Source organism: Pseudomonas sp. GW821-FHT10B02 (assembly GCF_059415665.1).
This window is the reverse complement of the sequence record NZ_JBWKNR010000002.1, coordinates 313253-327039: the sequence shown is the minus strand read 5'-3', so window position 1 is coordinate 327039 and position 13787 is coordinate 313253. Positions and strand designations below refer to the sequence as shown.

12 protein-coding genes are annotated in these 13787 nt (G+C 63.1%); 2 read left to right on the top strand and 10 right to left on the bottom strand.

From position 1 onward, the window contains the following. Positions 1 to 69: 69 nt before the first annotated feature. Both AC07OF_RS04465 and AC07OF_RS04460 read right to left on the bottom strand, forming a co-directional pair. Positions 70 to 3135 (bottom strand): efflux RND transporter permease subunit, encoded by a 3066-nt coding sequence (locus tag AC07OF_RS04465; RefSeq protein ID WP_476445917.1) that lies wholly within the window; start codon positions 3133 to 3135, stop codon positions 70 to 72. Between the two features lie 6 nt (positions 3136 to 3141). Then, the gene (locus AC07OF_RS04460) at positions 3142 to 4242 is read right to left on the bottom strand and encodes an efflux RND transporter periplasmic adaptor subunit (RefSeq protein ID WP_157193759.1); all 1101 of its coding nucleotides are present in this window, start codon (positions 4240 to 4242) and stop codon (positions 3142 to 3144) included. Between the two features lie 193 nt (positions 4243 to 4435). On the opposite strand from AC07OF_RS04460, the gene AC07OF_RS04455 reads away from it, so the two are divergent. Beyond that, the gene (locus tag AC07OF_RS04455) at positions 4436 to 5071 is read left to right on the top strand and encodes a TetR/AcrR family transcriptional regulator (protein ID WP_476447501.1); all 636 of its coding nucleotides are present in this window, start codon (positions 4436 to 4438) and stop codon (positions 5069 to 5071) included. On the opposite strand, the gene AC07OF_RS04450 is transcribed toward AC07OF_RS04455, so the two are convergent. Next, positions 5072 to 5851: a class I SAM-dependent methyltransferase gene (locus AC07OF_RS04450; RefSeq protein ID WP_495072602.1), complete on the bottom strand. Its 780-nt coding sequence runs from the start codon at positions 5849 to 5851 to the stop codon at positions 5072 to 5074. A 98-nt stretch (positions 5852 to 5949) separates the two neighbouring features. Here AC07OF_RS04450 and AC07OF_RS04445 point away from each other — a divergent pair, with 98 nt between their 5' ends. After that, positions 5950 to 6570, top strand: coding sequence for an energy transducer TonB (locus AC07OF_RS04445; protein WP_476445919.1), 621 nt, complete (start codon positions 5950 to 5952; stop codon positions 6568 to 6570). Between the two features lie 4 nt (positions 6571 to 6574). Here the strand turns inward: AC07OF_RS04445 and AC07OF_RS04440 are convergent, their stop codons facing one another. The 7 genes from AC07OF_RS04440 to ppc form a co-directional block, all read right to left on the bottom strand. Then, entirely contained in the window at positions 6575 to 7267 is a 693-nt protein-coding gene (locus tag AC07OF_RS04440; RefSeq protein ID WP_157193763.1) for an extensin-like domain-containing protein, read from the bottom strand. Positions 7268 to 7273: 6 nt separating this feature from the next. Beyond that, positions 7274 to 8104: an isocitrate lyase/PEP mutase family protein gene (locus AC07OF_RS04435; RefSeq protein WP_342623080.1), complete on the bottom strand. Its 831-nt coding sequence runs from the start codon at positions 8102 to 8104 to the stop codon at positions 7274 to 7276. A 33-nt stretch (positions 8105 to 8137) separates the two neighbouring features. Further along, on the bottom strand, positions 8138 to 9007 hold the full coding sequence (locus AC07OF_RS04430) for a DUF72 domain-containing protein (RefSeq protein WP_495072601.1): 870 nt from the start codon (positions 9005 to 9007) through the stop codon (positions 8138 to 8140). Positions 9008 to 9010: 3 nt separating this feature from the next. Next, a complete protein-coding gene (locus AC07OF_RS04425) occupies positions 9011 to 9298 on the bottom strand; it encodes a hypothetical protein (RefSeq protein ID WP_038614070.1) in 288 nt (95 codons plus the stop codon). Between the two features lie 130 nt (positions 9299 to 9428). Next, complete coding sequence (gene tsaB / locus AC07OF_RS04420; protein ID WP_157193769.1) at positions 9429 to 10103, bottom strand: tRNA (adenosine(37)-N6)-threonylcarbamoyltransferase complex dimerization subunit type 1 TsaB; 675 nt, start codon at positions 10101 to 10103, stop codon at positions 9429 to 9431. 87 nt (positions 10104 to 10190) lie between these two features. Continuing rightward, positions 10191 to 10841 (bottom strand): adenylate kinase, encoded by a 651-nt coding sequence (adk, locus tag AC07OF_RS04415; protein WP_495072600.1) that lies wholly within the window; start codon positions 10839 to 10841, stop codon positions 10191 to 10193. Between the two features lie 253 nt (positions 10842 to 11094). Further along, a complete protein-coding gene (gene ppc, locus AC07OF_RS04410) occupies positions 11095 to 13722 on the bottom strand; it encodes a phosphoenolpyruvate carboxylase (RefSeq protein ID WP_495072599.1) in 2628 nt (875 codons plus the stop codon). Between the last annotated feature and the right edge of the window lie 65 nt (positions 13723 to 13787).

Genomic DNA, 13787 nt, shown 5'->3' with positions numbered 1-13787 from the left:
TGCATCGCGGGGCAAGCCCGCTCCCACAGGGATATCACACCCTCGGTGGGAGCGGGCTTGCCCCGCGATTCACTCCTTCTTCACCCTGAACCACGCCGCATACAGCGCCGGCAGGAACAACAGCGTCAACGCCGTTGCCACAATCAGCCCGCCCATGATCGCCACCGCCATCGGTCCGAAGAACACGCTGCGTGACAGTGGAATCATCGCCAGTACCGCCGCCAGCGCGGTCAGCACGATCGGTCGGAAACGCCGCACCGTCGCCTCGATAATCGCCTGCCAACGGTCCAGTCCGGCAGCAATGTCCTGCTCGATCTGATCGACCAGGATCACCGAGTTACGCATGATCATCCCCGACAGCGCAATCGTCCCGAGCATCGCCACAAAGCCGAATGGCTGACGGAACACCAGCAGGAACAGGGTCACCCCGATCAACCCCAATGGCGCGGTGAGGAACACCATCACCGTGCGCGAGAAACTGCGCAGTTGCAGCATCAGCAAGGTCAGCACCACCACGATGAACAGCGGTACGCCGGCGTTCACCGACTTCTGTCCGCGCGTGGAGTCTTCCACCGTGCCACCGACTTCCAGCAGGTAACCGTCCGGCAGTTCGGCACGTACCGGATCCAGGGTTGGCAGGATCTGCTTGACCAGCGTCACCGGCTGTTCCTTGCCGTAGATATCAGCGCGGACAGTCACGTTAGGCAGGCGGTTGCGGTGCCAGATGATGCCCTCCTCGAAACCGTACTCAAGCGTTGCCACCTGCGACAGCGCCACGCTTTGGCCGTTGTCGGTCGGCACCGCCAGGCTTGGCAGGTTGGCAAGTTCGGTACGCTCCTGGCGGGTGCCGCGCAGGAGGATCTCGATCAGTTCGTTGTCTTCGCGGAACTGGCTGACCGAGGAGCCGGTCAGGGAGCTTTGCAGGAACTTGGCAAGATTGGCCGTGCTCACCCCAAGGGCGCGGGCGCGGTCCTGGTCGATGTTGAGGTAGACCACCTTGCTCGGCTCTTCCCAGTCCAGGTGCACGTTGACCACATGCGGGTTCTCGCGGACCTTGGCCGCCACCTTGCGCGCCAGCGCACGCACCTGTTCGATGTGCTCACCGGTGACCCGGAACTGCACCGGATAACCCACAGGCGGGCCGTTCTCCAGACGGGTAACCCGCGAGCGCAGGTCAGGGAACTGCTCATCGAGCGTGGCGATCAGCCAACTGCGCAGGGCTTCACGCTCTTCAATGGTCTTGGCCAGCACCACGAACTGGGCAAAGCTGGCCGCCGGCAATTGCTGATCCAGCGGTAGATAGAAGCGTGGCGAACCGGTACCGACATAGGCCACGTAGTTATCGATACCCGCACGTTCTTTGAGCATCGCTTCCAGGCGTTTGACCTGCTCGGCGGTATTGCTCAGCGACGCACCTTCGGCCAGTTTCAGGTCAACCATCAGCTCCAGGCGTCCGGACGCCGGGAAGAACTGCTGGGGCACGAAACGGAACAACAGGATGCTGCCGATGAACAGCGCGATGGTCGCCACGATCACCGTCTTGCGCCGTTCCACACACCAGCCCACCAGGCGCCGTACACGCTGGTAGAACGGTGTGCCGTAGGGGTCAGGACCACCCTCGGCAGTACCGTGCTTGGCTGCGTGCAGCTTGGCCAGATCCGGCAGCAGGCGCTGGCCCAGATACGGCACAAACACCACCGCAGCAATCCACGAGGCAATCAGGGCGATGGTCACCACCTGGAAGATCGAACGGGTGTATTCACCGGTACTGGACTGCGCCGTGGCGATCGGCAGGAAGCCTGCGGCGGTAATCAGGGTGCCGGTGAGCATCGGGAATGCCGTGCTGGTCCAGGCGTAACTCGCCGCCTTGATGCGGTCGAAGCCCTGCTCCATCTTGATCGCCATCATCTCGACGGCGATGATCGCATCGTCCACCAGCAGCCCCAGGGCCAGTACCAGCGCCCCAAGGGAAATCTTGTGCAGACCGATCCCCAGGTAATACATGGTGGCGAAGGTCATCGCCAGCACCAGTGGAATGGCCAGGGCCACCACCAGGCCGGTACGCATGCCGAGGGAGAAAAAGCTCACCAGCAATACAATCGCCAAGGCCTCAACCAGTACCTGGACGAACTCGCCGACCCCGGTCTTTACCGCAGCGGGCTGATCCGAGACCTTACGCAGCTCCATACCGGCCGGGAGATTATGGGCAATACGGGCAAACTCGGCTTCCAGCGCCTTGCCCAGCACCAGAATATCGCCGCCGGGTTTCATCGACACCGCAAGGCCAAGCGCATCCTGGCCCATGAAACGCATACGCGGTGCGGGTGGATCATTGAAGCCGCGACGCACCTGAGCCACATCACCGATGCGGAAGGTGCGGTCACCCACCCGGATCGGGAACTGCTCGATCTGCTCGACCGTGTCGAAGCGTCCGCTTACCCGTAGCTGCAAACGCTCGCTGGGAGTCTCGAAGAAACCGGCGGTGCTGACGGCGTTCTGTTCTTCCAACGCCTGCTGCACGGCCGCCAGGGGCAACCCCAGGGTCGCCAGCTTGAGGTTGGACAGCTCGATCCAGATCTTCTCGTCCTGCAGCCCGAGCAGCTCGACCTTGCCCACGTCCTTGACCCGTTGCAGCTGGATCTGCACGCGGTCGGCGTAGTCCTTGAGCACGGCATAGTCGAACCCTTCACCGGTCAATGCGTAGATGTTGCCGAAGGTCGTACCGAATTCATCATTGAAAAACGGCCCCTGGATGCCAGGCGGCAAGGTATGCCGGATATCGGCGACTTTCTTGCGGATCTGGTACCACAATTCGGGGATATCGGCCGAGTGCATCGAATCGCGGGCCATGAAGGTGACCTGCGACTCGCCGGGGCGGGAGAAGGAAACGATCTTCTCGTACTCTCCGGTCTCCATCAGCTTCTTTTCGATGCGTTCGGTGACCTGGCGCGAGACCTCCTCGGCGCTGGCCCCCGGCCAGATGGTGCGGATCACCATGGCCTTGAAGGTGAAGGGCGGGTCTTCGCTCTGCCCCAGCTTGGTGTAGGACAAGGCGCCGACTACAGCCAGCAGGATCATCAGGAACAGCACAATCTGCCGATTGCGCAAGGCCCAGGCGGAAAGGTTGAAACCCATCGGGACTTACTCCTTGGCCGCCAGATTCACCACACGATTGGAACGATCCACCGGACGCACCTGTTGCCCCTCCTGGAGCACATGTACGCCGGCCGCCACTATCCAGTCCGAAGCATTGAGGCCTTCGAGTACTGGAACACTGTTTTCGCCATAAGCCCCCACGCGCACTGGAACACGCTTGAGGGTGTTGTTGGCATCCACACGCCAGACGTAGGTCTGGCCGTTCTCCGCGGTCAGCGCCGACAGCGGTACCGCCAGCGGCACCTGTTCGGCATGCTGGATGAACACCCGGGCGCTCTGGCCAAGCTCCGCCGGTACCTTGCCAGCACTGAAGGCGATCCGCGCGGCGTAGGTCCGTGAACGCGGATCGGCCGACGGTGACAGTTCGCGAATGCGCCCGTTGAAGCGTTGATCCGGTTGCGACCACAGCTCGACCGCCACCGGCTGACCGACCTTGAAGCGCCCGAATTGCTGCTCAGGCAGGCCGATCAACACCTCACGCTCGCCATCGGCAGCCAGGGTGAACACGGTCTGACCGGCGGCAACCACCTGGCCCACTTCGACCTGACGCTTGGCGATCACCCCGTCCTGCGAGGCGCGCAGCACGGCGTATTCAGCCTGGTTGCCGGCCACGTCGAATTCGGCCCGCACCTGTTTGAGGCGGGCAAGACCGGCACGGTAGAGGTTTTCGCTATTGTCGTACTGGGAGCGGCTGACCATCTGCCGGTCGAGCAGGGTCTTGTAGCGGTCACGCTCGGCCTTGACCAGGTTCAGGTTGGCTTCGGCGGCGGCCAGTTGCGCGCGGCTGGCCTCCAGCTGCAGGCGCACATCCTGCGGGTCGAGTTCGGCCAACGGTTGCTCGGCCTTGACCCGCTGCCCCTCCTCCACCAGACGCTTGCTGACCTTGCCGCCGATCCGGAACGCCAGCTCCGGCTCGAAGCGCGCACGCACCTCGCCCGGATAGCTGTCGGCAGCGGCGCTGGCCGGTTGCGGCTGCACCACCATGGCGGGGCGCAGGGAAGTCTGTGGCGCGCTCTCCTGCCCGCAGGCAGTGAGCAGCAAGGCGAGGCCGACAGGCAGAGCGAGGGGCAAGGCATGGCGCAACATGATGAATGACCTTTCGCGAGTGACGCTTTGAATATTTATACTGGCGAGTATATTAAATCAGCGTACTCCCCCGGGGAAGCGTCAGGTCAAGAGAAAAAACGCATTAACAGGCTTTCGTTATGACGATATCTGCCAGCCCGGGAAGGGTCGGCGATGTACCATGTCCACTTACCGGAATCTGTACAAGTTACCCATGCCCAACGATCTCACCGCTCCCGTCGGCCCCGGCCGGCCCAAGGACCTGGCAAAGCGCCAGGCCATTCTCGAGGCGGCCAAGCAGCTGTTTCTTACCCTTGGCTATGCCAGCACCAGCATGGATGCGGTCGCGACAGCGGCAGGTGTTTCAAAATTGACGGTCTACAGCCACTTCACTGACAAGGAAACGCTGTTCACCGCGGCGATTTCGGCCACCTGTACGGCGCAGTTGCCGGAGCTGATCTTCGAGCTGCCCGACGGCGTGCCGCTGGAACAGGTGCTGCTCAATATCGGTTGTGGTTTTCAGGCATTGATCAGCAGCGACCAGTCAGTGCAACTGACCCGGCTGATCATGACTCTCGGCACCCAGGACCCCAAGCTCAGCCAGATCTTCTTCGAAGCCGGCCCGTTGCGGGTGCTGCGCGAAATGGAGGTGTTGCTGCAGCGCGTCGACCAGCGCGGCCTGTTGCGCATCGAGCACCCCGACAGGGCAGCAGAACACTTCTTCTGCCTGCTCAAGGGCGCGCCGAACTATCGCCTGCTGCTCGGCTATGCCCCGGCCCTGGACGCCGAAGCCGCCCAGGCCCATGTCGAAGAAGTGGTGACGATGTTCATGCGCGCCTATCGGCCCTGATCAGGCCTTGAGGGCCTTCTTCGGGTAGATGTCGTAGCGGCTCGACTTGCCTTCCAGGCTGTGGCTGGGCTTGGGCCCGTCGATGATCGGCGCCTTGCGCGGGCGCTTGACCACCACCCGGTGGCTGGCCAGCGCCAAGGCTGCTTCAAGCAGCGCTGGCGCGTCCAGGTCATCGCCGACCAGGGGGCGGAATACGCGCATTTCCTTTTTCACCAGGGCGCTCTTGTCCCGATGCGGGAACATCGGGTCGAGGTAGATCACCTGTGGCGGCTCGCCCTGCCAGTTGCGCATGCGCTCGATGGCGTTACCGGTGAGCAGTTGCATGCGCGCGACGATCGGGCCGACCTCGGCGTCAGTCGCAGCCCGTGCCAGACCATCCTCCAGCAGCGCGGCAACCAGCGGCTGGCGCTCGATCAGGGTCATCTGGCACCCCAGGCTGGCCAGTACGAAGGCATCCTTACCCAACCCCGCCGTGGCATCGAGCACCTGCGGGCGCACACCCTGGGCAATGCCCACGGCCTTGGCAATCATCTGCCCGCTGCCGCCACCGAACACCCGTCGGTGCGCTGCCGCGCCTTCGACAAAGTCGACACGTACCGGGCCGGGCGCCTGTGGTCCGAGCTGCTGGATCTGCAGGCCGTTTTCACCGACCTGCACGGCGAAAGCCGCATTATCGTCCGCCACAGGCAGGTCCAGGCGCTGCGCCCACTTTTGAGCCTTGGCCTGATAATCGGCTGTCAGTGCCTCGACCCGGATACCACCGTCCGCCAGTTGCTCCACCTTCAAATCCTGTACTCAAAAAAATTAAATGATCGCCGGCCACGGCCGATATACGAAGTATTCGCTATTTTGCCAGACCTTCACGGCCCGCGACTGCCATGACCGACATTCTTCAGCTCAGCTCAGGTTACTTATCGCCCGTTGGCGATTATGGCCGGCACAATACCCAGGCACTTGGCGGCGTCAGCCACCTGTGGCAGGATTTTTTTGCCCGCGCCCTGGCCGAGCAACAGGCTGAAGCAACACAAGCGGACAGCGTCGTCGCCGAGCAATTCGACAAGGCCACTGGCGAGCCCCTGGGCGCTGGCCGGGTCCTGGCGCAGATTCATACACAGCGCCTGTGCAACGTCCAGGACACCGAGATCGCCCCACCCGAACCCTTGTTCCTGCCGATCGCCGAGTTCGAACCGCAGCTGCTGGAAAAGCTCGCGCCACCCTTCAGCGACGTCGAACTGATCGAACAACAGCGCCAGCTGGATATCAGCAATACCTGGGTTCGCCCGGTGGTCATGAGCCAGGGCCAGCCGCTGCCGGAGCCCGGGCCAGGACCTGCACCAAAAGCACTGTACCTGCCTATCGCCGAGTTCGAGATAGAACTGCTGGATAAGGCACCTGAACCCTTCGACGAACCGACCCTGGTCGCCCAGCAATCGGCACTCGACTTCGACACCCGCTGGGCCCGCCCAGTGGTGCTGAACAACGTACGCATCGCCGCCTGAAGCCTCAGCGGCAGATCTGCCAGAAGCCCATATCCAGATGGAAGTGATTGCGATGGGCAGCGTTGTAGTCCGGTCCCAGCACAGTATTGAAACTGTCACAGGCACTGGCATGCACATCCCTTAGAAAGCGGGCCTTGGCGCCCTCCCCCGGCCAGTCCTTGAGCAACTGGATGCGCTGACCGTCGGCCAGACGAAAACCGGCGATATCCAGGGCGTTGGCCGAAGCATGCTGGCTGAGCCGGCCGTCCTTGCGGTTGTACATGTTGCGACAGGCATAGCTGCCTAGGTGATCGACTTGCACCACGGCCTGGGAAAATGCGCGCTGCGCCGCAGGCTGCAAGGCATGCCGTTCGAACAGTGCGTAGGCCACCGCCAATGGGCAACTGGCCAGGAAGCTGCTGCTCAGGCGCACCGACGAGCCTTCGATGCGCAACACATTTTCCAGCGGACAGGGTGCCTCAGGCGAGCTGTCTGCCTGTTGGCGGTAGCGCAGCTCCGAAGTCGCCAGGGCTTGCGCGCAGAGCTGCGGATTGTCCTGCAAGCGCCCGAGTTTATAAGCGGTCAGCAGGTTCGGCGGTTCACGCACATCAAGCACCGCCCAGGGATTCCAGGGATCCGGCAGGCGCCAGCCCTGACGCCAGGCATACAGCGACAGACCAACCGATACCAGGCACAGCAGCACTAACCACTTACGCATACCGGCTCAACGCCTGAACAGCTGGTTCAACTGATCGAACGGCATTGCCTGTTCACCATAGGTGAACGTGCCCTGGCCGAGGATTTCCTCGGCGCCCCGGTAAAACGCGCCATAGGCTGCACGCATCAGCGACGAGCCGACACTGATGCGCCGCACGCCCAGGTCCTGCAACTGGTTGACACCCAATTGCACGCCTTTCATGCCCATCAGCACGTTCACGGGTTTCGGCGCCACGGCCTGGACCACCGCGCGGATTTCATCTGCCGTACGCAATCCCGGGGCATACAGGACATCCGCCCCGGCTTCGGCAAAAGCCTGCAGGCGGGCGATGGTGTCATCCAGGTCCATGCGCCCATGCAGCAGGTTTTCCGCGCGGGCACAGAGCATGAAGGGGAAGTCCAGACTGCGCGCAGCGGCCACCGCCGCTTCGACCCGCTCCACGGCGTGGTGGAAGCTGTAGATCGGCTCATCGGGATTGCCGCTGGCATCCTCGATGGAACCGCCCACCAGGCCTGCCTGCGCGCCCAACAGAATCGCCTCGGCACAACCTTTGGGGTCATCGCTGAAACCGTTCTCCAGATCGGCCGCCACCGGCAGCGCCGTGGCATCGACAATGGCGCGGACATTGTCCAGGGTTTCTGCCAGGGTCATGGCGCCTTCGGCATCCGGCCGCCCCAGGGAGAACGCCAGGCCGGCACTGGTGGTGGCCAGCGCCTCGAAACCGAGGCTGGCCAGCAGCTTGGCGGAGCCAGCATCCCAAGGGTTGGGAATCACAAAGGCACGATCGCGCTCATGCAGGGCTTTGAAGGCTTCGGCACGCAGGGTTTGCACATCCATGATCACGACTCCCGGGCAGGCGGCAGGACGCCTTCAGAGCAGGCCGAGCTGTTCGGCCTCCGGCGTCCTGTCCAGTTCAGGCAAGGCCGGCAATCCCGGCAGGCGCTCCATCAGTCCCCGATGGAAACGCTGCGCCAGGGCAGCGGCCAGGCGATTATCGGCAGTATGCAGGAAAACGTAGGGGCTGCGCCCTTCCTCGATCCACGCCGCCACTTTGTCTATCCATGGCATCAGAAAGGGTTCGTTGGCCGCCAGTTCCGGGTGGCCGATAAAGCGCACTTGCGGATGCTGACTGAAGGCGGTCGGGCGCGGCGGTACCCGCGGCTTTTTCGACTGGGCATGGAGCACGCCCGGATCATCCGCAGTACAGCTGAACAGCGCGCGCGGATCCAGGCAGATGCGCTCGACGCCACGCCCCTGCAGCAAGCGATTGAGCAGGCGCTCTTCATCACCCTTGGCGAAGAATGCACGGTTGCGCACTTCGACGGCGACAGGCACATCGATTTCGTCCAGAAAGGCGACCAGCTCTGCTATCCGCGCCGGGCCGAATGTGGCCGGCAATTGCAGCCAATAGGGCGCCACCCGTGACCCCAGCGGCTTGAGCAGGTCAACGAAGGTCTGCGCCGCGGCCAGTTGCTCACGCAAGTCACCGCCGTGGCTGATATCGCCGGGGAACTTGGCGGTGAATCGAAAGTGCGCGGGCATGATCTGCGCCCAGCGTTCGATAGTCGCCGGTGCCGGCCGGGCATAAAAGGTGGTGTTGCCTTCTACCGCATTGAAGACCTGGCTGTAGAGGCCGAGAAACTCGCTGGTTTTCGCATCCGCCGGGTACAGGTATTCGCGCCAGGCGTTTTCACTCCAGGAGGGACAACCGAGAAAATAGGGAAGCGTGGACAGACTCATCCATCAAATGTACAGGTCCAACCCCAGCACTTCCATCTCCCAGTCGACAAAACCTGCGGTGGTCAGGTAGCTGGTCAGGGCCTGGGCGGTGCGTTTGTTGCGCGCCCGGGGAAAGATCATGTCCTGCTGACGCGCAGGCAACCCGCCGCTACGGGCCTGGCCAGTGCTGGCCTGGGGCTGCACTTCGAATTCGCCCGGCAGATCCTCGTCCACGTCATCACTGCGAACCGGCGCTCTGCGCGGGGCCCGTTTGATCGGATAGGACTGTGAGGAAAAACCGTCGATACGCATGGCGATCTTCTCAGGAGCAATGATGGCAATTTAGCAGCACCGGCGCGCCTGCGCTAATGCCCGATTGATAACTGGACCACAGTTCGGGCAAAAGGTTTTATCTGACCTGGGAATAACCGACGAACAGCACTCAGCGCGCTTTCGGGGTCGCCACATTGTCGCGCAGGTACACCGGCTGGGCCTGATCGGCAGCGATGGCCTCGCCGCGTTGCCAGGCGAAAGTAGCCAGGCTCAGCAGGTCCTGGGCATGCGGCAGAAGGCTGGCATCCTGACCGCTGAGCACCACCGGGATACGCTCAGCGTAGCCCCAACCTGTGCCGGCGCCATACCATTCGCCGCTGGCGCCCTCAGGCAGAACGGCGCGCTCGGGTGGCAGCACCGCTTCGCTGCCCAGCAGACGCATTTCCCCGTCGACGTTGTGATAGCAGCCCCAGTACACCTCATCCATGCGCGCATCGATGGCCGCCGCGACCTGGTTCACGCCCTGCTCACGCAAGGCACGCTGGGCCAGTACCGCCAGGTTGGACACCGGCAGCACCGGGCGCTCCAGGGCAAAAGCCAGGCCCTGAACCACGCCGATGGCGATACGTACGCCGGTGAAGGCCCCCGGCCCACGTCCGAAGGCAATTGCATCAACCGCCGCCAGGGTGGTGCCAGCGTCGGCCAGCAGCTGCTGGATCATCGGCAGCAGCTTCTGGGCGTGCAGGCGCGGGATCACCTCGTAATGGCTGGAAACCTTGCCGTCATGCAGCAAGGCAACGGAGCAGGCTTCAGTGGCGGTATCCAGGGCCAGCAAGGTGGTCATCGGTGTATCCAGGCGAAAGAAAAAAGAGCGGCATTATAAACAACAACGGCCCGCAAGCGGGCCGTTGTCTGCACTATCGGGTCGCAATCAGCTCAGAGCTGCCAGCACCTTGGTAGTGATGGAGTCAACCGAGCCCACGCCTTCGATATGCGCGTACTTCGGCTTGCCGCCATTGGCAGCCGACAGCTTCTGGTAGAAGTCTACCAGTGGCTTGGTCTGGTCGTGATAGACCGACAGGCGATGACGCACGGTTTCTTCGGTGTCGTCTTTACGCTGTACCAGCGGCTCGCCGGTTTCGTCGTCCTGGCCTTCAACCTTCGGCGGATTGTAGACCACGTGGTAGACGCGGCCCGAACCTTCGTGAACGCGGCGACCGGCAATACGCTGAACGATTTCTTCGTCGGCGACGGCGATTTCAACCACGGCATCCAGCTCGACACCGGCAGTCACCAGGGCTTCAGCCTGAGGGATGGTGCGCGGGAAACCGTCGAACAGGAAGCCGTTCGCGCAGTCAGGCTGGGCGATGCGATCCTTGACCAGGTTGATGATCAGCTCGTCGGAAACCAGCTTGCCAGCGTCCATGATCGCCTTGGCTTCCAGACCCAGCGGGGTGCCGGCCTTGACAGCGGCGCGCAGCATGTCGCCAGTGGAGATCTGCGGAATGGCGAATTTTTCGGTGATGAACTTTGCCTGAGTACCTTTACCGGCCCCGGGAGCTCCCAGCAGAATCACGCGCATATTGTGCTCCTCATTTTTGTAAGCAAATCAATGGAGTCGGCGCAGAGGGCCAAGTCCGGAATTGGGTCATGACCACAAATCGGTCAGAAGGCTGCTCAAGATACACAGCGCCTTCAAGCCACACAAGCGCTCGAAAGTCGGAAAAAACCGCACACATCAGCGTTGCAAAGCACAGGTTGCGCCGAGCGCAACCTATTGCTTTGCAAGCATTCTCCCCTCTCTTTGCAGCCCCTCGGCGGTGCGGCGATTTATCTCAACCGGTATTGCGCAAGCCGGCCGCAATGCCCGCGACAGTGACCAGCAGAGCCTGCTCCAGCGGGCTGTCCAGAGCGGCTTCGCGCTTGCGCGAACGCGCCAGCAGCTCGGCCTGCAATAGATGTAGCGGGTCCAGGTAGGTGTTGCGCAGACGGATGAATTCCAGGGTCTCCGGACTGTGCGCCAGTAGCACCGGCTGCCCGGTCAGGCCCAGCACCACCTGGCACGCCTGCGACAATAGGTCGCGCAAATGTGCACCCAAAGGTCGCAGTTCTGGTTGCACTAGACGTTCGTCGTAGGAGCGGGCGATTTCCGCATCGGCCTTGGCCAGCACCATTTCCAGCATGTCGATGCGGGTACGGAAGAATGGCCACTGCTCGCGCATCTCGGCGAGCAATTCACCCTGCCCGCGGCTCAAAGCGTTGTTCAACGCCGCCTCCCAGCCGAGCCAGGCCGGGAGCATCAGCCGGGTCTGGGTCCAACCGAAAATCCACGGAATCGCCCGCAGGCTTTCAATACCGCCGGCACGGCGTTTGGCCGGGCGGCTGCCCAGAGGCAAGCGCCCCAGTTCCTGCTCCGGGGTGGACTGGCGGAAATATTCGACAAATTCAGGGTTGTCGCGCACCACCCCACGGTAAGCCTTGACCCCATCGGCGGCCAACTCGTCCATCAACGCGCGCCAGGCCGGCTGCGGCGGCGGTGGCGGCAGCAAGGTCGCCTCCAGCACCGCTGCCAGGTACAGGTTGAGGTTCTGTTCGGCGATGTCCGGCAGGCCGAACTTGAAGCGGATCATCTCACCCTGTTCGGTGGTGCGGAAACGTCCCGCCACCGAGCCCGGTGGTTGCGACAGGATCGCCGCATGGGCCGGGCCGCCGCCACGCCCGACGGTGCCGCCGCGACCGTGGAACAGCAGCAACTCGACCTCCTGTTCACGACAGATCCGCACCAGGGTCTCCTGCGCGCGGTACTGGGCCCAGGCGGCCGCCGTGGTGCCAGCGTCCTTGGCCGAATCGGAGTAGCCGATCATCACTTCCTGCGGGCCGTGCAAGGCGCTGCGGTAGCCCGGCAAACCCAGCAGGCGCTCCATCACCGGGCCTGCGTTATCAAGGTCTGCGAGAGTTTCGAACAGCGGCACCACGCGCATTGGCCGCAGGACACCGGCTTCCTTGAGCAGCAGCTGCACGGCGAGCACATCGGAAGCGGCACCGGCCATGGAAATCACATAAGAGCCCAAGGACGCGGCAGGCGCGGCAGCGATCTCGCGACAGGTGGCGAGCACCTCGGCGGTGTCAGCCTGTGGTTTGAAGTAGCCGGGCAGCAGCGGCCGCCGGCTGTTGAGTTCCTGCTGCAGGAAGGCGATGCGCGCGTCCTCATCCCACTCGGCGTAACGTCCCAGTCCCAGGTACTCGGTGATCTCACTCAGCGCTGCGGTATGCCGGGCGGCATCCTGACGTACGTCCAGACGCACCAGAAACAGGCCGAACGTCACTGCCCGGCGCAGGCAGTCAAGCAACGGACCATTGGCGATCACCCCCATGCCACAGGCGTGCAGCGATTCGAAACACAGGTGCAAGGGCTCGAACAGGTCATGGTTATGCTGCAACACCAAAGGCGAAGGTGTTTGCGGCGCGTGCAAGGCGCTGTGTGCCCAGGCACGGGTTTCGCGCAGGCGATCACGCAGCTGTTTGAGCACTGCCCGGTAAGGTTCGGCAGAATCGCCCACCTTGGCCCTCAGCGCCTCGCTGGCTTGCTGCATGGACAATTCCGAGGCCAGGGCATCGATATCGCGCAGAAACAGATCAGCGGCCATCCAGCGCGCCAGCAACAGCACTTCGCGGGTGACCGGGGCGGTGACATTGGGGTTGCCATCGCGATCACCGCCCATCCACGAGGCAAAACGGATGGGCGCGGCCTCCAGCGGCAGGTGCAGGCCGGTAGCCTCATGCAGGGCCTTGTCGACTTTGCGCAGATGATGGGGAATGGCGTGCCAGAGCGAATGCTCGATCACCGCAAAGCCCCACTTGGCCTCATCCACCGGCGTTGGCCGGGTGCGGCGGATCTCCTCGGTGTGCCAGGCTTCGGCGATCAGCCGCTGCAGACGTTCACGGATCTGCTCGCGTTCGGCGGGAATCAGGTCGCGATGATCCTGAGCGGCCAATTGCGCGGCGATGGCATCGTACTTCTGGATCAACGTACGGCGTGCCACTTCGGTGGGGTGGGCGGTCAGCACCAGCTCGATACTCAGCTTGCCGAGCTGACGCGCCAGCGCATCGTCACTGTGCCCGGCCGCCTTGAGCCGGGCCAGGAGTTCGGGCAGCACCCGCGCTTCGAATGGGTCGGGCTGGCCTGCGTCGCGGCGGCGAATCAGCTGATACTGTTCGGCGATGTTGGCCAGGTTGAGGAACTGGTTAAAGGCCCGCGCCACCGGTAGCAGTTCGTCTTCAGCCAGGTCGTTGAGGGTCGAGCTCAGCTGTTCGGCAGCGCCACTGCGATCAGCCTTGGCGCTGCGCCGGATGTCTTCGATTGTTTGCAGAAACGCTTCGCCGTGCTGCTCACGAATGGTGTCCCCCAACAACTCGCCCAACAAATGAACATCTTCACGCAAGCGCACATCGATATCAGTCATCAGCCTTGTCTCCGGCATTCCTGGAAAACCGCTCTGGTCCCAGAGTGCCCCACTACCGGTCATGC

Coding starts and splice junctions, on each gene's coding strand:
- AC07OF_RS04465 (WP_476445917.1), bottom strand. CDS start 3,135: ATGGGTTTCAACCTTTCCGCCTGGGCCTTGCGCAATCGGCAGATTGTG.
- AC07OF_RS04460 (WP_157193759.1), bottom strand. CDS start 4,242: ATGTTGCGCCATGCCTTGCCCCTCGCTCTGCCTGTCGGCCTCGCCTTG.
- AC07OF_RS04455 (WP_476447501.1), top strand. CDS start 4,436: ATGCCCAACGATCTCACCGCTCCCGTCGGCCCCGGCCGGCCCAAGGAC.
- AC07OF_RS04445 (WP_476445919.1), top strand. CDS start 5,950: ATGACCGACATTCTTCAGCTCAGCTCAGGTTACTTATCGCCCGTTGGC.
- AC07OF_RS04440 (WP_157193763.1), bottom strand. CDS start 7,267: ATGCGTAAGTGGTTAGTGCTGCTGTGCCTGGTATCGGTTGGTCTGTCG.
- AC07OF_RS04435 (WP_342623080.1), bottom strand. CDS start 8,104: ATGGATGTGCAAACCCTGCGTGCCGAAGCCTTCAAAGCCCTGCATGAG.
- AC07OF_RS04430 (WP_495072601.1), bottom strand. CDS start 9,007: ATGAGTCTGTCCACGCTTCCCTATTTTCTCGGTTGTCCCTCCTGGAGT.
- AC07OF_RS04425 (WP_038614070.1), bottom strand. CDS start 9,298: ATGCGTATCGACGGTTTTTCCTCACAGTCCTATCCGATCAAACGGGCC.
- tsaB (WP_157193769.1), bottom strand. CDS start 10,103: ATGACCACCTTGCTGGCCCTGGATACCGCCACTGAAGCCTGCTCCGTT.
- adk (WP_495072600.1), bottom strand. CDS start 10,841: ATGCGCGTGATTCTGCTGGGAGCTCCCGGGGCCGGTAAAGGTACTCAG.
- ppc (WP_495072599.1), bottom strand. CDS start 13,722: ATGACTGATATCGATGTGCGCTTGCGTGAAGATGTTCATTTGTTGGGC.